The organism is Shewanella sp. 8A (assembly GCF_023475945.1).
Taxonomy (GTDB): Bacteria; Pseudomonadota; Gammaproteobacteria; order Enterobacterales; family Shewanellaceae; genus Shewanella; species Shewanella xiamenensis.
Map to the genome: position 1 here is coordinate 125,743 of NZ_JAMDJP010000012.1, position 21,584 is coordinate 147,326.

General features: G+C 46.3%; 14 protein-coding genes. 9 read left to right on the forward strand and 5 right to left on the reverse strand.

Features of this window, described 5'->3' with window-relative positions; translation table 11 throughout:
• The first annotated feature begins 184 nt into the window (after window positions 1-184).
• Together rluB and M0413_RS11605 are read left to right on the forward strand one after the other, a co-directional pair.
• A complete protein-coding gene (gene rluB, locus M0413_RS11600) occupies window positions 185-1,060 on the forward strand; it encodes a 23S rRNA pseudouridine(2605) synthase RluB (RefSeq protein ID WP_037419997.1) in 876 nt (291 codons plus the stop codon).
• A gap of 102 nt (window positions 1,061-1,162) precedes the next feature.
• A complete protein-coding gene (locus tag M0413_RS11605; protein ID WP_249554294.1) occupies window positions 1,163-2,125 on the forward strand; it encodes an exo-alpha-sialidase in 963 nt (320 codons plus the stop codon).
• Between the two features lie 64 nt (window positions 2,126-2,189).
• On the opposite strand, the gene M0413_RS11610 is transcribed toward M0413_RS11605, so the two are convergent.
• A complete protein-coding gene (locus M0413_RS11610; protein ID WP_249554295.1) occupies window positions 2,190-2,927 on the reverse strand; it encodes a YciK family oxidoreductase in 738 nt (245 codons plus the stop codon).
• A gap of 261 nt (window positions 2,928-3,188) precedes the next feature.
• Between M0413_RS11610 and M0413_RS11615 the strand changes: the two genes are divergently transcribed.
• From M0413_RS11615 to M0413_RS11625, 3 genes are all read left to right on the forward strand, one after another.
• Complete coding sequence (locus tag M0413_RS11615) at window positions 3,189-5,672, forward strand: VolA/Pla-1 family phospholipase (RefSeq protein WP_249554296.1); 2,484 nt, start codon at window positions 3,189-3,191, stop codon at window positions 5,670-5,672.
• Window positions 5,673-5,783: 111 nt separating this feature from the next.
• Entirely contained in the window at window positions 5,784-6,800 is a 1,017-nt protein-coding gene (sohB, locus tag M0413_RS11620; RefSeq protein WP_249554297.1) for a protease SohB, read from the forward strand.
• A gap of 193 nt (window positions 6,801-6,993) precedes the next feature.
• Entirely contained in the window at window positions 6,994-8,013 is a 1,020-nt protein-coding gene (locus M0413_RS11625) for an AraC family transcriptional regulator (protein ID WP_047533842.1), read from the forward strand.
• A 443-nt stretch (window positions 8,014-8,456) separates the two neighbouring features.
• Here M0413_RS11625 and M0413_RS11630 read toward each other — a convergent pair whose 3' ends face one another.
• Both M0413_RS11630 and M0413_RS11635 read right to left on the reverse strand, forming a co-directional pair.
• Window positions 8,457-9,638: an SO2930 family diheme c-type cytochrome gene (locus M0413_RS11630; RefSeq protein ID WP_037428591.1), complete on the reverse strand. Its 1,182-nt coding sequence runs from the start codon at window positions 9,636-9,638 to the stop codon at window positions 8,457-8,459.
• A gap of 137 nt (window positions 9,639-9,775) precedes the next feature.
• Window positions 9,776-12,493 (reverse strand): SO2930 family diheme c-type cytochrome, encoded by a 2,718-nt coding sequence (locus M0413_RS11635; RefSeq protein ID WP_249554299.1) that lies wholly within the window; start codon window positions 12,491-12,493, stop codon window positions 9,776-9,778.
• A 396-nt stretch (window positions 12,494-12,889) separates the two neighbouring features.
• Here M0413_RS11635 and mprF point away from each other — a divergent pair, with 396 nt between their 5' ends.
• Window positions 12,890-15,442, forward strand: coding sequence for a bifunctional lysylphosphatidylglycerol flippase/synthetase MprF (mprF, locus tag M0413_RS11640; RefSeq protein ID WP_249554301.1), 2,553 nt, complete (start codon window positions 12,890-12,892; stop codon window positions 15,440-15,442).
• A gap of 7 nt (window positions 15,443-15,449) precedes the next feature.
• The gene (locus tag M0413_RS11645) at window positions 15,450-16,181 is read left to right on the forward strand and encodes an AcvB/VirJ family lysyl-phosphatidylglycerol hydrolase (protein ID WP_249554303.1); all 732 of its coding nucleotides are present in this window, start codon (window positions 15,450-15,452) and stop codon (window positions 16,179-16,181) included.
• Window positions 16,182-16,280: 99 nt separating this feature from the next.
• Here the strand turns inward: M0413_RS11645 and M0413_RS11650 are convergent, their stop codons facing one another.
• Together M0413_RS11650 and M0413_RS11655 are read right to left on the reverse strand one after the other, a co-directional pair.
• Window positions 16,281-17,348, reverse strand: a complete 1,068-nt coding sequence (locus M0413_RS11650) for a DUF3083 family protein (protein WP_037419975.1) — start codon at window positions 17,346-17,348, stop codon at window positions 16,281-16,283.
• A 144-nt stretch (window positions 17,349-17,492) separates the two neighbouring features.
• On the reverse strand, window positions 17,493-18,092 hold the full coding sequence (locus M0413_RS11655; RefSeq protein ID WP_037419972.1) for an arylesterase: 600 nt from the start codon (window positions 18,090-18,092) through the stop codon (window positions 17,493-17,495).
• A gap of 52 nt (window positions 18,093-18,144) precedes the next feature.
• Between M0413_RS11655 and M0413_RS11660 the strand changes: the two genes are divergently transcribed.
• Window positions 18,145-18,894, forward strand: coding sequence for an ABC transporter ATP-binding protein (locus M0413_RS11660; RefSeq protein WP_144346153.1), 750 nt, complete (start codon window positions 18,145-18,147; stop codon window positions 18,892-18,894).
• 3 nt (window positions 18,895-18,897) lie between these two features.
• Entirely contained in the window at window positions 18,898-21,399 is a 2,502-nt protein-coding gene (locus M0413_RS11665; RefSeq protein WP_249554305.1) for an ABC transporter permease, read from the forward strand.
• Window positions 21,400-21,584: the final 185 nt, after the last annotated feature.

Here is a 21,584-nt window from a genome sequence, read left to right on the forward strand (position 1 = left end):
TTTAATGCTGGTTTATGTTTCATATCCATTAAAATAGGGCTCACTGTACGACCAACTGCAATTAACGTATAATTATACCACTTTTGGAACTGTGTACATGGCTGTGTACATGCAAACAAAATATACAGAATGCGAGGTGACAAAATCCTTGTTTTCAAAAAGAATTTTATTGAAGATATAACTAATGAGTGAAAAATTGCAGAAAGTCTTGGCCCGTGCAGGCCATGGCTCCCGTCGTGAGATGGAGGCATGGATTGCTGCAGGCCGAGTTAGTATTGATGGCGTGATTGCCAATCTTGGCGATCGTATCGAAGCTGATGCAAAAGTACGTATCGATGGTCGAGCCATATCGCTCAAGTCTGCCGATGATGTGATTTGCCGCGTGCTGGCCTATCACAAACCCGAAGGTGAGATTTGTAGCCGTAAAGACCCTGAAGGTCGTCCAACTGTGTTTGACCGCTTGCCTAAAGTGCGTGATTCGCGCTGGGTTGCGGTAGGCCGTCTGGATATCAACACTTCAGGCCTATTGCTGTTTACCTCTGATGGTGAATTGGCAAACCGTTTGATGCACCCGTCTAACGAAGTTGAACGCGAATACGCGGTTCGTACCTTTGGTGAAGTGCCTGAGGCTGCGGTACAACGTCTGCGTACTGGCGTGATGTTAGAAGACGGTATGGCGCAGTTCGATGCCATTAAAGCCGCGGGTGGCGAGGGCATGAACCAATGGTGGCACGTATGTTTACGTGAAGGCCGTAACCGAGAAGTGCGTCGTTTATGGGAATCTCAAGAGGTGCAAGTCAGCCGTCTTATCCGTGTGCGTTATGGTATGGTGGAATTGCCTAAATCCTTACCCCGTGGTGGTTGGATTGAATTGCCAATTGAGCAAGTTAACTACCTGCGCCAATTAGCGGGTCTTGAACCTGAAACTCGTACTATGCTGGCCGCAGATAAACACAGCGTGGCCCGTGCGCAGGTGAAGAGTGCCAAAATTCGCCGCGCTGTACGTAAGCATAAAGTCACCTCAACGGGTAAACCGAAGCCAACGCGTCAACGTAGTTAATCGGTTTATGTTACCCAGTTAAAAGGCCGCTTTCGGCCTTTTTTGCTTTCTGTAGCCTATGGTTATGCTATAACAAGCCTAAAGATGACGAGGAGATGAACCATGGAGTTAATATCGGTCAAGCGAATTTGGGAGCAAGGTGAGCATAATGCTTTTACCGATCTGGTGTTATACCAAGGGGCGTTATTTTGTGTATTTCGAGAAGGCTCTGCTCACGTATCTCCTGATGGTGCTTTACGTATTCTTTGCTCCCATGATGCTGGGGAAAATTGGCAAAGTGTGGCGCTGCTGACTTCGGCTCATGCTGATTTACGGGATGGCAAATTAATTGAATTTCGAGGTGAGTTGTTGCTATTGGGTGGCGGCACTCAGCACGATAAATCAGGTTTACAGTCCTATCTTTGGCGCTCAAAGGATGGCGTACATTGGTCCGAACCCCAGGCGGTAGCTGATAAAGGTTACTGGTTATGGCGTTTAACTGAGCATCAAGATGCACTCTATGGTGTGGGATATCGGGCGGGGCCTGATGGAGATACCCGTTTCTACAAAAGTGACGATGGACAGCTCTTTAAACCTTGGATGCCTATTTTTAACGACCAAGGTTATGTAAATGAAAGTTCGCTGGTATTTCACCAAGGGAGTTGTTTTTGTTTATTAAGGCGCGATCCCGTGTGGAGTGACGAGTTTTTAGGTTTACTGGGTCACAGCTTGCCACCTTTCAAGCAATGGACTTGGCAAACACTCGATAAACGCATCGGTGGGCCAGTGCTGTTTGTCTATCAATCCCGTTTGATGGCGGTTGTACGTCTTTATGAAGGGAACATTTGCACTGCACTTATTGAAATAAATCAAGATACGGGCGCTATTCATGAGAGGCTCACGTTACCTTCGCAGGGCGATACTAGTTATGCTGGCATTGTTCTGAAAGGTGATCATCTTTGGGTGAGTTATTATTCAAGTCACGAGCAGGTATCGGTTCCCGATAATATTCAAGTCCAAAGTGATAACTTGCAAGAGAAGTCTAAAACGATGATTTACTTTGCTAAAATTAGACTCAGCGACTGAGTAAAAGTAAAGGGAACCATTCGGTTCCCTTTACTTTTATACCACAGCGTTTAGTGAGTCTTACTTACTGGGCATTGAATTGCTGACCGTTAATATCGCTAGAGTCCTGTCCCATTAAATACAGGTAAGTCGGCATGATTTCTTCGGCCGTTTTTAAATCCAATGGACTTTCGGCAGGGTATGCTTTAGCACGCATTTCGGTGCGCGTTGCGCCTGGGTTAATGCTGTTCACGCGGACTGAAGTGCCATCACATTCGTGGGCGAGTACCTGCATCATGCCTTCGGTAGCAAATTTCGAGAAGGCATAGGGCCCCCAGTAGGCGCGGCCCTGACGACCAACACTGCTTGAGGTGAAAATAATCGAGGCACTTGGTGCTTGGCGTAGCACTGGCAGTAATGCCTTGGTTAGCATCACTTGTGCGGTGACATTGACTTTAAGTACATCTTCAAGTGAAGGAATATCGATGTGTTCAAACGGACCTAGGGCGCCGAGTAAACTGGCATTATGCAGTAAACCATCTAAATGGCCGAACTGTTCGCTGATCGTGTCGGCCATATCACGGTAGTTTTGTTCGGTCGCACCTTTTAAATCCAGTGGCACAATGGCTGGCATCGGATAACCCGCTTGCTCGATAACATCGTAAACGGCTTCGAGTTTTTTAACGGTTTTACCGAGTAAAATCACCGTGGCGCCATGCTTGGCAAATTCGATAGCCGCCGCGCGACCAATGCCTGCTCCTGCACCAGTGACTAAAATAGTTTTACCTTTAAGTAAATCTTTTGCTGCTTGATATTCCAACATGAGCCTTTTATTCCTCTTGGCGAAAATGCCCGCCACTTCTAGAGTCGCTGAACTGCTAAACGCATGTTTCAAACAAATGAATGAAACTTTGTTATAAATAGCTAAAATCTTTGTGACAAACTTGTGGCTAACTCAATATTTTTACGTTAACTTGAAATGAGTTAGGGGCTAACATAAGCCCTATTAGTCATAGCTTTTGCGCTATTGTGACTAATTTCTTGGGGAAAACAAAACTATTACAACAAGATTTGGGGAAAAAAAATGAAAAGACTCATTTTGTGTGTTGCGATTGCATCAGCACTGGGCCTCACAGGATGTGGCGAGGACAGTTATAACGAACTCAAGGATAAGACGGAGCCGCTCATCCCTGAATCCCATATGGTATTCGACCCTGCTAACTCTAAAGTTCCTTTGCCAAATGACCTCCTGTTCAGCGGCACTAAGGATGGTACTTTATCTATACCGGGTGAAAGTTCTGGTAATTATACCGATCCTCAGATTGCACTCGGTGCATTAGATGGATGGTCAACTACGTCGCCCATTTCAATCGATATCGATTTAGCAAAAGATCATGATGGCACCCAGCTCACCCTGATGGCGGCATCTGTTGCCCAGCCTGGCGCGGTAAGAATGTTTGAGGCTACCGTGGGGGGCGCTTTGTCCTCTGATCCTGAGTGTAAAGCCAAACCGTCAGTATCAGCTTGTAAAGTAGGGGCTGAATTACAATTTGGTATGGACTTTGTTTCTACTGCCTCAGGCAATAAAGTCGTTATTATTCCACTAAAACCGCTTAAAGCGGGTCAGTCTTATATTTATGCGACCACTAAGTTAATTCAGGATTCAGAGGGACGCGGCATTGCCCCTTCAACAACCTATGGTACGTTGAAGATGGATATCAATACGCTGCCTCTAGAAACGCCAGATCAACTGATGTTGCAAACCTTAATCAACAGTTATGAGAAGGGGATTGCTGCTGCACATAATGTTGATACTTCAACAATTACCTACTCTGGCTTGTTCACTACTCAATCAGTCGCAAATGTTTATGAAACCACAAAACTGTTGATGGCAAGAGGCGCTCCCTATGCACCTAGTTTTGCACAAATGCCGACTCCTACTGGGTTAACTGTTGCTCAGGCTGCGGGATTAAAACCAGCAGATGGTATGGCTTACGTGGTTTCAAATTTAGCGGATGTCTATACTGCAAAAATTAAATTGCCAATTTACGGTGATTGTTCTTCTGTCAGTTGTTTATCTGCAGAAGGTAAACCATTAATAAATGGGAGTTGGAAAGCCCAAGGCGATAGCCCCGTTTCTGTGCTATTAGCGCTGCAAGCGGGTACCTTAAGCCAAACTAACTTTGGTATGCAGGCTGTCGCTAATGGTATTGCTAACCCCGCTGATGCATTAGCTAATCCTTCGCTAATGGCAGGTAAAACCTGGCTATTAGACGATGGTACTGCGGTTGATAAAACCAAACATTTGACCAAATTTAACCCAATCCCTGCGATTAAAGGTTATGAAACGGTACCTGTACTGATTTCTATGCCTAATGCCACTAAACTCGCGGCCTTCTATCAGCAGCAAGGCTTAACCTTTACACCACCAACGTCAGGCTGGCCAACCACGATTGCGCTGCATGGTTTAGGTGGCGGTAAGGAAATGTCTTTAGCTTATGCGGGTTCTTATGCGGCCATGGGCGTGGCAACGGTAGCTATTGATATGCCTTTACATGGTGCTCGTTCATTTGATGCCAATGGGGATGGTATTTACGAAGTTTCGGCAACCGATCCCTCTTTTGGCAATGTGATTGGTACTCCGGATGCCTTTAAAAATGGTAATCCGTTAGTCTTTGTCAATATCTCAAGCACACTATCTGTGCGAGATAACTTCCGTCAGGCAACCATGGATCACCTTGGCGTGCGTTTAGCCTTAACTGGCTTAGCACAAGGACTTGCGCAGGCTAATCAACCACAAGTATTTGATGTCTCTAAGATTAGTGCGCAGGGGTTAAGTTTAGGTGCGATTGTGGGAACCGATTTTGCTACCTATGCCAGCACGGGGATGAGAAATCCAACCACGGGTGAAGCCTTACCTAACCCTTATGTGATTAATGCGGCTTCTTTGGTTGCTCCTGCTGGTGGTTTAGCAGGCGCTTTTGCCGGTTCAGCCACCTTCGGTCCCGTACTGTTTAATAATGTCACTGCTTCGGCGACATTCAAAGCTTTAGTCGATAAGGCTAATACGGCAGGATATGAGCCTGGCAGCCCTGAATATGCGGCATTAGTTCAGGCTGTTTACGCACAATTTATTCCTACTTTTGCCTTTGCTGTGCAAACGGCTGTGGACTCAGCAGATCCGGTTAACCATGCTGGCATGTTAAAAGCAACAGGATTACCTGTGCACTTAATTGAAGTCGCCGGTGATGGTAATGGTAACTTAGCGGATCAAGTGTTACCTAATAGTGTCGATAACTTCCCATTATCAGGTACTGAACCGCTGATCTCTGCAATGGGTTTACCTTGCGTCGATGCTACGACGAAAGGGCTTGGTGTGGTGCGTTTTGCCAAGGGTCATCATAGTTCTATTGTTGACCCAAGCGAGAAGAGTTCTACAGATGGTATGGCTGCTGCGGCAACGGTAGAAATGCAAACCCAAGTAGCCACCTATGCATCGACTGCGGGTAAAGGTGAGGCCACTATTTACGTCACCGATCTAAGTGTGATCGCGACTTGTCCTAACTAATCCGAGTTAAATCCTAAAAACCCAGCCTTTGCTGGGTTTTTTTATGGCGCTTTAGGCTGTTAGAATAGCGCGCATTAAACCGGATCACCTTAGGTCCCAACGGAGAGTACTTTGGAATTTCTATACGAATATGGCATGTTTTTGGCCAAAGCTGTGACTATTGTTGTTGCGATTGTTGCTGTGATTATTGTCGTCCTCGCGTCCACTGTGAAGCACAAATCGGATAAAGGTGAACTGAGGATCACTAACCTTTCAGAAGAACTGGAAGAACTAAAGCACAGTTTGAAGGAGGAACTGCTGACGAAGAAGCAGTTTAAAGCCTACGAAAAACAGCTGAAAGCAGACGAAAAGGCGAAGGAAAAAGCGGCCGAAGAAGACCACAAAGGCAAGGTTTTTGTCATTGATTTTAAAGGCAGTATTGATGCCGCCGAAGTGGCTTCTCTGCGCGAAGAAATCAGCGCGATTTTAACCATCGCCGAAAAGGATGATGAAGTTATTGTCAATGTCGAAAGTGGCGGTGGCATGGTGCATGGTTATGGATTGGCGTCGAGCCAGCTCGATCGTCTGCGTCAGGCCGAGATCCTATTAACGATTTGCGTGGATAAAGTTGCCGCCAGTGGTGGTTATATGATGGCCTGTGTCGCCAATAAAATATATGCCGCGCCATTCGCTATCGTGGGTTCTATCGGTGTGGTTGCTCAGTTGCCTAACTTCAACCGTTTGCTGAAAAAGCACGAAATTGATTATGAGCAACACACAGCCGGTGACTTTAAGCGCACCTTGACCGTCTTTGGCGAAAATACTGACGAGGGCAGACAGAAGTTCCAACAGGAGCTCGAAGAAACCCATGAGCTGTTTAAAGCTTTTGTAACCAAATATCGTCCTCAGCTCGATTTGGCAAAGGTGGCCACTGGTGAACATTGGTACGGTCAACAGGCGATTGAATTAGGCCTTATCGATGCGATTTCAACCAGTGATGATGTGTTAATGCAGTTAGCGGGCGAACGTACCGTGTATAAGCTGCGTTATCAGGTGCGCAAGAAACTAGCCGATAAAATCGCCCATGGTGCGTCCCTGTCGGTAAATGCGATTTTTAATCGATTAGTTGAGAAAAATCGTCCCATGTAAGCCGCCGCACTGACTTAATACCGATGAAAACGCCTGTGAATATGCAGGCGTTTTTGTTTTGTTTGGGCGCGAAATGAAATAATACATTTTTTTAACATTAAGTTTGGTTTAAGACTATTCAAAATAAGCGAGATCTTATACAACTAATCACCTAGGGAATTAAAAGCTGAACAAATCACATTAAGGATATTCCATGTTACAGCGCGTCGATTACAAGACGAACCTGATGGTAGGCGATCAAACCTATCCCGCATTTGAGCTGCGTAATATTCTCGACTTTATTGCCTCACAGTTAGGCGAAAAAGCCTTACAGCAAGTCTGTGGTCATATTGGTGTTGGCCGGACTGAGCTTAATCATTGCCAGTTTGTCTTTGTCTGGCAGGTGGAATATGCGATGGAGTTTTTACGCTTACAGGGTGGAGATCCCGATATTGGTACTAAATTAGGGCTGAGTTATCGGGTGAGTAGCTTAGATGTATTGTTGCCCCATCTTGCTCAACTTAGCTCATTGCAGGCCTGCTTACAGTTTGTGATTAATCACCCGAGTTTAGTTGGTAGTTTTACTGATTCTTTGGTACGTCTAACAGATGACAGTGTTTGCATTCGTTGGCTTAATACGGGTCGTATTGATAAAGCACAATACGGATTTCAGTTTTTACACAGTATTGGGTCACTATTGGGGCTCGCCAGAGAGCTGACTGGGGAGGCGATAACGCTAAGTCAAATTAATTTGGTTGAGTCAGGTCGAGACTGCCGTTTTTTAGAGGAGGCAACGGGTGCGAAAGTGCAGTTTAATTGCGAATATTACGAATGGAGTATTTCCCTTGATTATCTTGCTCTTGCAATAAACTATCCTTTCCCTAAATTTGCAGAGGTAACGCCTTCAGCTTTTACCACCTCCTTTATCGAAACCGTATTGATAGCGATCCGCGCACATTTTCCCCATGTACTTCATTTGGATGAAATGGCGGCGCAGCTGCATATGAGCGACCGCAGTTTTCGGCGTAAACTTGCTCAGCTGGGATCGAGTTATCAGCGTCTCGTTGATCAGGTGCGCTGCCAACGTGCGGTCGAGTTGATTTTAGCCAACAAGCTAGATATTGAGGCGATTGCCGAGACCTTAGGCTACAGCGATGTGAGCCATTTCCGTCAATCCTTTAAGCATTGGATTGGCCACCCGCCAGGGTATTTTAGTCGGCTTAACTGCGGCTAAAGGATAGTGAACTAGCTTAATTGGTTAAAAACGGACGCGATACTTTAAGGGAAACGGCGCTATCCTATATTCAATTTCATCCTTGTTTATCCCATTTATTTTTGTTTAACGTCACTCCATTGCTATGCAATGTGAGTGACATTAGGGCGTGTTGACGTTTCGAGATTAGATTTTGTTCGTTCAGGAAAGCACGTGCTCGCGAAACGAGGAATGATGTGTAGTTATTCTACTCAAATGACGAGCGGCTCTTATGACAGAAAGTAAGAGCAAGGGCTTGCCAGACGAACCCTTCGGGCAGCATTTGGCTGGCTTTTCTGCCGCGTTATCGTCCGTTTATGTAGAATAACTACACTGCACGGACTTTGCCTTGCATAAAAGCCAGCCACATTGCTGCAAAAATAACCCTGAAACGTCAACACGCCCTAGTACTACTCAGCACTTTCCTAAATACAATTCCCTAAACTCGGTGCCAGTGAATCTATCCATTGACGAATTAATTCAACGCCTTCTTGGTGCTCAAGATTGCGACCGATAGGCGGCATGCGATCTTTCGGTTCAGAGAGCGTTTGGCGATACAGCAAAATTGAATGTTCAGCATTGCCGGGGACAATATCGTAATCAAGTCCTTTCGCACCGCCATCCCATCCCGGAGGCTGCTTGCAGATCCCATATTGATAACTGGTGTGATCGATATAAAAACCGAGGCGTAATCCAGAGATACTGGCAAAGCCTTTAGCGCTATGGCAGTGGGCGCAGTTTACATCTAAATAGCCCTTAGCGCGGGCGGTTAAATCGGCTTGATGGTTGTCAATTGCATAGGTTTTGGCCACTTGGCTTAACTCGGGTAACTGCTCAAGCTTGCCTTGTTTGGCCCACAGGCTGAGTTGATTGACGCTTTGTCCTTGGTCGACGATGTCGCGATTCAATAAGTGGGCTTTAAGGCCAATCGGAATGATTTGGCTGCTGTTATCTTGGTTGGTTTGGTGACAAATTTTGCACTCGGCGCGGCTCGGTATGTTGTAATCGAAGCTTTGACTTTGGCCTTGGTTAATCAGGGTATGATGCACGCTTGCACCTGCGGTAAGCAGCTTTGCCTCACCTTGTTGCCATTGATAAACCAGACTCGTCCAACCTTGGGGGCGTTTTATCAATAGCCGCGTTTCGATTAGCGTTTCGTTGGCTATGCCTGTGATAGCCGTATCCTGTGGAAGAGCAAAGGTTTTAACCAGCACGGCGCCAGTTGGAAACTCAAATGCCTCCTGCGCTTGGTACTGTATGCTGCTGCCCGCGGGTAAATAGATAAAGCGGTATTTGCTGGCATAGTTAGAAAACAGCTGCGTAGCGAGCTGATAGCTAAACCCCGGAGCTTGTGGTTGTATGGTTGGGTTTGTCGGGTCGATAAAGAGACCATATTGACTTAACACTGGGCAGTCTTCTGCCATCAAGGCGGGCCAGTTAACTTGCCCTGAAGTATTAACACAAAGGCTAGTTGGTATCGTTGGATTGGTTGGGGTCGTGGGCGGCGGTGTTTGGCCGCTATCGCTGCTTTGGCTGTCACTACCGCCGCAGGCTGTGAGCAGCACAGTGATAATCAACACCAACGAAAGTGTTTGGCGATTTTTCATGGATTATCAGCTCGTTAAGATGTCATTAGAAAATAAGAAGGCCTCGAGTTGGCCTTCAATGTCAGGGGTCGCTCTGTCTTGAAGTGGTAAGCAAGTGGGTGATTGCAAGCATGCTTTCACCCACTGTTACGTTAACGCTAGCGTGAGCAGCTTGCTGCGGGTAGACGTTTAATCCATTCGCTGATCAACGCTACGCCTTCATCATGGGCTAAGCTTCGGCCAATTTCAGGCATACGATCGCCCGGAGTCGTGCTTTGCATTCTAAAGTGCAGGATGGACTCAGCGGCATTGCCTGGGACTATATCGAAACCTAAGTTTCCACCGCCATAGGCAACCGGTGATTTACAGGTGCCATGGGAGAAACCTGCATCATCGCTGTAGCCACGCCAGTACTCGAGTTTTAGGCCAGTATTAGAGGCGTTGCCCTCGGGTCTATGGCAATGGGCGCAGTTGATGTCGAGATAACCCTTAGCCGTTTGCATTAATGCGGTATCGCTTAAGCTTGCGACGGTCGCTTCGTCACCATCGTGGTAGGCGGGCACTTGTGGCACTTGGCTTAGGTTGGGCAATCCTTGCAAAATACCAAGGCTTTCCCATTTCAGCAGTTGGTTCATACTGCCATCTTGATAGCTGAAATTGCGGTTCAAATGGCGCGCCTTAGGACCAATAGGCACAAACACGGCGTTGCTATTGTTATCAGCTTTAAACTGGTGACACTGCTTACATTGGTTCATGCTCGGAACCATGTAGTTAAAGGTCAGACTTTCCCCTTTATGGCTCAACGTTTGACTGCTAATCGCTCCCGCTTTCGCCAACGTGGCATCGGTTTTATCTGCATTCCACACATAGGGCAGTGCGCTCCAGCCCGTTGGACGATGGATGAGTAAGCGGGTTTCAATCAAGCTCTCGTTGCTAATACCGCGCTTACTGGTATCGCTTGGCAAGGCAAAGGATTTGACGATAACGCTCCCCACAGGGAAATCAAACGCTTCTTTTTCGGAGTAACTGGCTTTTTGTCCCGAAGGTAAATACACAAAGCGATATTTACTGGCGTAGTCAGTAAAGAGCTGCGTGTTGAGATCGTAAGGGACACCACCTGAATTCGGGCCTGTGGTGGGGTTTTTGGCATCACTAAACAGGTTGTAATCCGACAGTTTAGGGCAGTTTGCTTTCAGCAGTGCATCCCAACTAACATTTGAGCCAGTCGCTTTACACAGACTTTGATCGCCATCGCCTACTAAACCCCCTTCGCCTTCACCGATAGTACCACCGCCACCGACCAATACGCCGCCATCACACCCTGCGGTATTATCGTCAACCCCGCAGCCAAATACTTGGCCTGCAAAGGTGACGGTATGCACAGGCAGACTCACTTGAGTACATTTCAGTAGGGCGTTTTGGGTCTTTTCATATTGCACATCGGCGATGCTGATATCCGTATTGCTGTTGGCATAGAGCCGGCCGTAGGATACGTTGCCGTTATCACTGGCGCAGACGTTATCGCTACCGTCAGTGGCAAAGGGCGTCTCTTTCAAACCGAGGTAAGCGGCGGTGCCGTTATTGGCAAGCATTTCCCCTAAGCCGTCGTAGAGTACGCCGGGTAACGTGCCATGATTTATGATATAGGCTCGAATAATATCTTGAATTAAATAACCTTTTGGCTTGCTACCATAATCGGTAATTACGTTGTCGTGTAAATAAATATTACGTGGTACAGGACGCCAACCATCCTCAATCGCTTGACCAGGTTGACCATAGTTGCCGACAAAGGAGGTCATATCGGGTTCTGCAATAAAAAAGCTACTCACAGTCACTCCTAGGGTGTCGTGACGGGTAATTTGGTTATTGAAAATTTCCACATCTGCGGTGGATAAAATGATCACTCCAGTGCCTGGCGGCACAATATGCACACCTGCGGGGTTAGCAGAAGCATTGGCGAAGTTCGGCGTGTTGTTGTCATACACTTTGTTGTTGAAAATCCGTACGCTAGAGCCGTATCTGTGGTTATTGATCGGCAAGTCGAACACTAAAATCCCACCCGTATTACCCATCGCTTCGTTGTTATACACGTCGGCATATTTGGAGTTTTCGATTTCAATCCCCGCCACGTTTTCTTTGGCGATATTGCGACGCACCACAATATATTGGGACTGCCCAACATAAATCCCCGCATCGGCACTGCCGCGAACATAACTGTCTTCAATCAGAATGTTTTCACATTCAACCGGATACAAACCATAGGCACCATTATCTTTATCGAGTTCGCCTTCCCATACTGCACCAACGCGGCGCAGGATAATGCCGTTAGTGTTTTTAAGTTTGATACCATTGTTTTTTGCCTCATTAACCGACAGATCTTGAATGGTAATGTTGAGAGCGTTTTGGACGAAAATCCCATCTCCCGAGTTCGCTTGGGCGAAATTAAGGATAGTGTCCTTCATCCCGTAGCCCATGATAGTGACGTTTTTGGCATAACTGCCATCCCCATCTACATCGCCATCGAACAGCAAAGTTGAGTCGATATTAAAGGTTCCTTTAGGAAGCACGATCACTGCACCACTTTGCGCGTTAATTAAGGCTTCTTGAATACGCATCGTGAGGTTATCGCCAGCGGGGATTTTGATTGCACCTTCGGGAAAGGTGGGTCCAGTTTCAGGTGGCTGCACCACGGGTGGCGTTACCACTGGTGCAGGATCATCGTCTGAAAAACAACCTGTTAGATTGAATGCCATTAATAGAGCTATGCCTGTAGGCATTAGCCAATTCGCCTTACGATTGGGGTTGCTCGGCAAAAAATGACGCTGTTTGGCTGTCGATTCTTTGCCTAAGAGTGAGTGGATTGTCTTGTTGGACATAGGTGCTCCTGCTTTTGTTATAATTTCGTTAACAGGATGCGCTAGGAGCTGAAAAAGGCAATGTGAAATATGGCCAAAATCATGCCGTGTACAGTGAAGGATAGGACATGCAACCTATTCATTTTTTTAGAATGGTTAAGCCAAAAAAGCTGACCACTTAATGGCTGTTTTAAACTATTTGGGGAATATTTAAGCCAGATTAGAACAAAGTGTTTACAAGATGAATAAAACATCATGAAGCGAATGATTAATTAGATTGCCTCTCCAAAATCACTATGTTAAAAATCGTTCGATTAAATAGGGTTGAATAATAAAATAAAGTTAATTTTATTTTAATGTCCTATCAATGCTTATTGTTGATTTTATTTGCAGATTAAACAGCGCTTGGAGAGTAAAATGGGTAGGCGGATCCGTGTGATTATTAGTTTGATAATATTCACAGTCTCGTTGTTTCTGCTATATAACTTAGAGCAGGATTATCAGTTAAATGATATTTTTTTAGAGATTAAACAATTTGCACCATCAAAAATTTTATTAGCGGTTTTATTGACGTTGGTCAGTTATCTACTATTAACATTATATGATTATCTTGCCATTAGAAAACTAAAATCGCCCTTAAGTTATCAACAGATAGCTCCTGTTTCATTTCTGGCATTTACCTTCTCTAATACGATAGGTTTTTCATTATTGACCGGTACTTCTATACGCTACAAATTTTATTCTGAATTAGGTTTGAGTGGCAATAATATTACCCAGGTTGTACTCGCTTGCTCAGTGACATTTTTCCTTGGACTTTTCTTTATCTGCGGACTTGCTCTGATTAGTTTTCCTGCAGAGCAACTTTCCGACTTACCGTTGCCAACTTGGTTTTTCTCTCTTAATCGAGTGATTGGTATCTTGATGTTGCTGGGTGTCATTAGCTATTTTGTATTTAGCCTGATCTGGAAAAGGTCTATTCATTTTCGTGGGTTCGAATTGGCACCACCGATTTTTTCCTTATCTCTAAAGCAGTTTCTAGTATCGAGTATTGATTGGATCGTTGTGGGGACATTATTTTACTCTCTACTACCTGAGGTGGATGGATTAAGTTATTTACAGGTCCTTAGCATCTTTTTTGTAGCTAATGCAATCGGGGTGCTTGCCCATGTGCCTGGAGGGATTGGCGTATTTGAAACGGTAGTTACTGTTACCTTATCGCAATATTTACCTGCCGAACAAATTTTAAGTTCAGTGATTATTTATCGATTAATGTATTACATAGTGCCATTTGTTTTAGCGCTGATGTATTTTGTGGCAACCTTAGTATTAACTAATAAGGATAAGTTTTCTAAGTTAAATGTTAATTTACAGATTGTCAGGCAATTATTGCCACCATTATTAAGCATTAGTGTTTTTGGCGTTGGCTTAGTGTTGTTGCTATCGGTTGTTAACCCTTCCATTATTCATAAATATCATTGGCTAGGTGAGATAGTGCCGCTACCAATTGTGGAACTATCAAGTTTGATATTGAGTGCGAGTGCTATTTTACTCTTGCTATTATCACACGGTCTATTTAAACGTTATCAAAAAGCGTTTGAGTTAACGCAAAAACTCTTATTGGTAGCCATGGTGTTTATTGTACTAAAGGGCGCTCAGTGGCAGATATCCCTCGCACTTGGTCTTATCTATTTATTAATGCTGCCCTGCGAGCAGGTTTTTTATCGCCAAGGTTCTATTGTGGGAATTAAATATTCTTTTGGTTGGGCCTTATCGCTGGCGGCGGCATTATTTTTGATGATGTGGGTGCTATTTTTTGCCTATCAGGATGTGGATTACGATCATTCACTTTGGTTTACTTTTTCTCAAGATAGCCATGTGTCCCGTGCATTGCGGGGTGGGGCGGTTGCCCTAGTGATCTTGTTGATTTTTGCCTTTCGCTACGTGTTAGCGATGAGAAGACCGCAAACCCGTCTATTGGATGAGCATACTTTAAGCTGCGCTATGGATATCGTCGCTAACGCTCCAAGTAGCCACGGATTTCTTGCTTTAGTTCAAGATAAGTCATTGTTATTTAATGAAGATAACGATGCATTTTTAATGTATGCCCGCGCAGGACATTGCTGGGTTGTGATGGGCGATCCGATTGGAAATCCAGATAAATTTGATGATTTACTCTGGCAGTTTAGGGAGTTATGCGATGCTTACGATGGTTGGCCAGTATTTTATCAAGTCACGCAAAAGTATTTACCCCACTTTTTAGAACAAGGGTTGAGCCTATATAAACTCGGCGAGGAGGCCATAGTGCCCTTGGCGGAATTTGATTTACAGTCGAGTAAGTATCGTAGCTTGCGTCAAAGTCATGCGAAGGCTTTAAGGGAAGGGTTACGGTTTAAAATTATCGAGGCCAGTGAAGTGAAGGCCCTATTGCCAACGTTAGAGGTTATTTCTTCGAGCTGGCTTAAGGCGAAGCAAGGTCGAGAAAAGGGATTTTCAGTTGGGTATTTTTCTGCTGCTTACCTGTGCGCCACGCCGATGGCCTTAGTGTATTTAAACGACGAGCTTGTAGCTTTTTCCAATGTGTGGGCCAGTGCGGCCAAAATAGAGTTTTCGGTTGATTTGATGCGCTATGAGCCTAGTTTATCGGGCAGTAATATTATGGATTTTTTGTTTACAGAACTCTTGCTATGGGGCAAACAGCAAGGATATCAGCAGTTTAATCTTGGCATGGCGCCCATGTCTGGATTGACTGATAGAGCCTTGGTGCCATTTTGGACTAAGCTTGCCAAAACAGTTTATAAGAAGGGGAATAAATTTTACAACTTTCAGGGGCTTAGAAGGTATAAGGATAAGTTTAATCCCAGGTGGGAGGCTAAGTATTTGATTTGTTATGGTGGGCTCTCTTTACCTGTAGTGGTGGGTAGTCTGGTGACCTTAACGAGTCGTGGTACAACTGGCGTATTTAAAAAGTAGGTGCGAGATGACGAAATCCTTAATCAAGCTACTGAGCGTTTTACTTTTATGTTCTACTGCTAACGTCTTTGCTGATGAGTTTGCCGATAATCTGGGGCTGACCCTATTGCCTGTCGAATCATCAACTCAGGTAAACGCTGCGTCATCCCATGCCAAACCACCGTTGGTGATTTTTTTGAGTGGTGACGGTGGCTGGGCAACGCTTGATAAAGCCGTAGGGGGCATTTTGCAGCAGCAGGGCTGGCCTGTCGTCGGCTGGAGCTCGCTGAAATATTATTGGAAACAAAAAGATCCTAAAGAGGTCACCCAAGATACCTTAGCGATTATTGATAAGTATCAGGCGGAATTTGGCACGCAAAAAGTGATTTTGATTGGTTATTCCTTCGGGGCCGAAGTGATTCCCTTCGTGTTAAATGATATGCCCGCTCAATATCGGCAGAATGTCTTGGGCGCTGTGCTGCTTTCTCCTTCACAATCTTCGGATTTTGAAATCCATGTGAGTGAGATTGTCACCTCGGATAACCAATCGGCTCGTTACTTAACCTTGCCCGAAGTGAACAAACAAACCACTGTGCCTATGCTTTGTCTCTACGGTAAAGAGGACGATGCGCCGCTGCATTTATGCCCAGAGGTCAAGCAGCCCAATGTCACTGTGATGGAATTAAGCGGTGGCCACAGTTTTGATGACGATTACGATAAAGTGGTCAAGTTGATAAAAGGTTGGCTGAAGTCAAGTTAGCGCGCTTTAGTGCAGGGTATGGTATAAGCGTAATACTTTGGAATAAAAGATAAAAGGGCGCAAATGCGCCCTTTGTTTAGGTCGTGCTACAGCGAATAATTAGAGCTGGTAGCTAATGTGCTGATGGAAGCGCACCACGAGATCTTCACGCTCAGGGTCTAGCCCAATCTCGGCGGCAAAGGTTTTCAATGCGGCTTCAACGTTATTCATAAAACGGCCATAGCCTGAGTCATCACAGTCCTTCGCACCCGCGACAATAGTAAAATGCGCGGCTTCGACTAAGTTATCAGCATCCCAGCGGCGAATTACTTGCTGCTCAGTTGCGTTCGGGTCAAAACCAATCATCTGCACTTCGGCCTTGCTGTCGAGTTTTTCAAACTTACTGTTACGCACTAAGGGAGTTAAGCCGTTGGCGATCATAGCCAAGCGCGTTAATTGCTTATTGGTCGCCGCCTTGATGAAATTATCCTCAAGGTGTTGATATAACGGGCTAAAGTCAGTTGCTGACTCTGGTAGTAAACCTTGTTTGAGTTTGCGACTCAGCGGCAGGCTGACGGTGACATAGGTGAGTGAGCTGACATTTTCCGGCAGGTCACATTTTCTGGCCTTGTATCTTGGTGCAATGGCTCTGAGTTTATAGCCGTAGGTTTCTTTATTACCTTTTGATTTGGCGAATAAATCATAGGATAAATGCTGGTGGTCGCGGATCTTTACCTTAAGATCTTTAATCGGCAGCTTAGGCATTAATTCGTTTAATAGCTCCCGTACACGGGTATGGAAATTAGCTGAGTTGCTGCGGATTTCATCGCCAGTCGCTAAGAAAACAATACGCAGTTTGCGGGCGCGGTAGTTGTCCGCAGTGAACAGATTTTGTGCCTCGTGATAGGCGGGATTGTAAAAAAACAGAATTTGTTCAGCGGTTTGGAAACAATACGCTTCGGTATGGTAACGCACGACTGGCAGTTTATCGTTAGTGATCACATGGACGTTACGGAGATCGTGTTGTTCTGCCAAATTAAAAATAATGCGGCTTAAGGTTTGATAACAGCTATGGTAATCGGGGTATTGCGCCAGTAATTCATCCGTGACTTTAATTTCGGCGGTGATGTACTGATTGGTACGAGCTTCCTTGGGTATGTACACTTTTTGCTGATGGCTAAGGGACATATTGACTCCTTGTTGGGTTAACCATTTGCTAACACGAATTTTACTGTTTATCTCAGGCGTTAATGTTGCGTTGGAGCATGTTTTTATCGCTTAAATACAAGTTTACATCAGCAAGCTGTTTATTAGCTTAAAATTGCAGCGATTTTATTGAGTTAAGGCTTTTTCAATCCAAGGTTGCATCCAAGTGGCAATCTTCTCTTGGGCCTTTTCATTGGGATGAATACCGTCTCTTTGCATCAACTCTGGATGGGGAGCGACCTCCTGCATAAAGAAGGGGATAAGGTCAATATCCTCATCTTTTGCAATCTCTTGATACACTTGGGTGAACTTTTGGCTATAGCGAGGGCCATAGTTAGGCGGTACCATGATTTCGGTCAGTAGCACTTTAGCACCGCTATTTTGGGCTAGGGTAATGATTTGGGTTAGGTTATTTTTGAGTTGCGTCGGGGGGAATCCACGTAGACCATCGTTACCACCGAGTTCGACTACTACCAAATCGGGGGCAACGGAATCGAGCAGCGCAGGCAAACGACGCAAACCGCCCGCTGTCGTTTCACCGCTCACCGAACCGTTGGTAAATTCATGCTCGGGTAAGTTTTTTTGCAGCAGCGCCACCCAGCCTACTTGTTCCGACATGCCATAGCTGGCACCTAAGCTATCGCCGAGGATCAACACTTTCGCCGCCTGAACTGGCGTGGTTATAAATAGACTTAACAGGATGCAGGCGCTCACGGCCTTTGCCATAGGCTTGCATCTTAGCAATTGACGCAAGAACGATTTGTATAAGAAGGATCCTATGTCTAACGTCGTTTCAAAAAATAGTGCCATTAATGTGGTTAACCTCGAAAAATCGGTGACTACTCAGGAAGGTTCGCTCACTATCCTCAAGGGCATTAACTTAGATGTCAAGCAGGGCGAAAGTGTTGCGATATTAGGACCCTCCGGCTCGGGTAAATCGACGCTACTTGGCTTACTCGCCGCGCTCGACACCCCAACGGCGGGGGAGATTTGGCTCGATGGCCAGGCCCTATCACCGCTCAATGAAGAACAGAAAGCCGCGCTGCGTAAGCAAAAAGTAAGCTTTATTTTTCAATCTTTTATGTTAGTTGATACCTTAACCGCCCTTGAAAATGTGATGCTACCGGCCGAGCTTGCCGGGGTTAAAAATGCCAAGGAGAAGGCCGAGGCCATGCTGGGGCGCGTGGGGTTATCCCACCGTTTGACTCATTTACCTAAACAGTTATCCGGCGGTGAGCAGCAAAGGGTTGCGATTGCGAGGGCCTTTATTTGTGAACCTAAAGTGCTATTTGCCGACGAGCCAACCGGCAATTTGGACAGTGTTAACGGCCATAAAATTGCCGATATGTTGTTTGAGCTGAACCAAGAGAGCCACACCACGCTCATCCTAGTCACCCATGACTTACAACTGGCGAAGCGTTGCCAAAGGCAACTGGTTATGGACAACGGCCACTTGCAGGAAGAGTTGGATTCGGCCCAATCGCACAATGTGAATGACAACCTTGAATTAAGCGCCAAGGAGGCCTAACCCATGGAGCTTAATTTGGCATGGCGCCTGTTTAAGCGCGAGTTGCAACAGGGGCAGTTGTTATTGATTATCCTCGCCATTACTTTGGCGGTGCTGTCGGTTAGTGGTCTTGCGCGGGTCAGTGAGCGTTTGCAAGTTGCTATCAACGGACAAGCGACTCAGTTTATCGCCGCCGATCGTATTATCGACTCTCCCGTTCAAATTGACGCCAGCATTCTGGCCAAGGCCGATGAGCTTGGCCTTAAGCATGTCACCAATATGCAATTTAATTCCATGGTGTATGCGGGGGATAAGTTTCAGTTAGTCACAGTGCGTGCGGTTGAGTCCGGTTATCCACTTAAGGGAGACATCGAACTTAAAGCGGCCAATGGCCCAGATGTAAAAGCCCAAGACTTGCCCCACGCCGATGAGGTGTGGTTCGAGAGTCGCTTAGGGGGACTCTTGGGATACCCGCAAACACTGGAATTAGGCAACAGTGAGTTTCGTTTAAGTCAAGAAATCAGCCGCTTACCCGATGCGGGCTTTAATCCGTTCGCTTCTTCCCCCGTGGTGTTAATGCGGATTGAAGATGTCGCCAAGACTGGGGTTATCCAACCCGGCAGCCGAGTGACGTATCTGTATCAATTTGCCGGTGAAGAAAGCGCCTTAAGCGCCTTTGAAAATAGCGTTAAACCGCTGCTGAATAATTCCCAGCGCTGGGTCGATGTGCAGTCTGGCGACTCACCGATAGCGGGCGCGGTGAAGCGGGCGGAGCGTTTTTTACTGCTGGCAAGCTTGCTCGGTATTGCCCTTGCTTGCGCCGCGATAGGGATTGCCGCCCAGCGTTACTGCCAACGTCATTATGATGTGGTGGCTATGCTTAAAACCTTTGGCGCCTCATCATCTCAAATCCGTCGACTATTCGGCATCCATTTACTGCTAGTGACACTGTTTGGCATTGTGCTGGGGTTAATCGGCGGGGCACTGCTGGATTTAGGCATTAATCAATTGTTACCCCCTGAAATCGCTGCCTATTCGCCGCCATTGACGCGGCCGCTACTGCTTGGGATCAGCACAGGGCTTATCAGCGCCTTTATGTTTTCGGCCTATCCTTTAATGCGTTTACTGGCGATTCCGCCACTGCGAGTCTTACAAAGGCAACTCGAAGGCTTGCAGCTCGGCATGTGGTTGCATTTACTCTTAAGTTTAGGGGCGATGGCACTGTTGGGATATTTGTATTCCCAAAGCTGGGCGCTGACACTGACGGTAGTCGCGGCTGTGCTGCTACTCGGCGTATTGCTCAGTATTTTAGGTTTTGTGATGATCCGCCTTGGCCACAGTGTCGGCATGAAAACCACCAATCCCTTGCAACTGGCACTTGCGGGGTTACGCCGCCGTGCGCGGCAAAATGCGGTGCAATTGGTGGGCTTTAGTGCGGCTTTGGTATTGTTACTGACGATTTTGGCGCTTAGACAGGATTTACTCAACGAGTGGCAAAAACAGCTGCCCGAGAATGCACCTAACTATTTCTTGGTCAATATCGCCCCCGATGATGCTAAACCATTAAACGACTTTATGGCACAAAAGGGCATAGCAGCCACGGATATCTACCCCGTCATTCGTGGCCGGCTAACGCAAATTAATGGTGAGATCTTGATCTCTAACGAGCAGGCCGAGGCCGGAGAGAAGGGGCGAGTAGGGATTTCCCGCGAGCTTAATCTCACTTGGCGCAATAGCTTGCCTGCCAACAACGAGTTGATTGAAGGGCATTTTAATCAAGCTGCTGATGAGGTGTCGGTGGAATCCGGTGTTGCCGATCGTTTAGGGCTAAAACTGTGCGATACGCTGACTTATATGATTGATAACCAAGAGCTAAGGGTTAAGGTCGCCAGTATTCGTGCCGTGCACTGGGAAACATTACAGCCAAACTTCTTCATGATCTTCACCCAAGAAGCGTTGGCGCCCTTTGCTTATACCTCGATGGCAAGCTTCTACCTCGACGACAAGAATGCGGATTTGCAAGGTAGTGATGCCCCGAAGAACACAGTGATCCTCGAACTTATCCAGCAGTTCCCAACCGTGTCGATTATCGATGTTGGCGCCATGGTGGGGCAATTGCGGCAGATCATTGAGCAGGTGTCACTGTCGCTGACGTTAGTCTTGATCCTCGTCTTACTAGCGAGTTCCTTAGTGCTTATCGCCCAAACCGAGGCGGGAATGGCGACGCGCCAGCGTGAACTCGCGGTGCTGCGTACCTTTGGCGCCTCGGGCTGGTTACTGCGTAGTGCCACTGGGCTTGAATTTGCCTTACTGGGGGGCATTGCTGGTGTGCTTGCAGTGATAGTGGCGGAATTTGCGCTGTATCTGTTAAAGACCCAAGTGTTTGAACTCAATGTGTATATGCACTGGCCCTGGTGGGGGATTGCCCCAGTCTGCGGCGCCTTATTGGTCGCGCTGCTGGGTGTATGGCGCTGCCGCCAATTACTCAATCAATCCTGCGCTGAATTATTAAAAGTGGGCACTTAAGATGAGGTCAGTTTGGAGCTGAGGCAAACGCTGTAACACCCCATTTGTAAAATGAAAAGCACTGGCATAAACCAGTAATGCCGTTCACTTAAGAGTGAACGGCATTTTTCTTTGGTCTAACCGGAAACTTGTTTTTGCTCATTTTAAGGACTCGTGGATATGCCCTTTCCCGTTTACCATCCAGC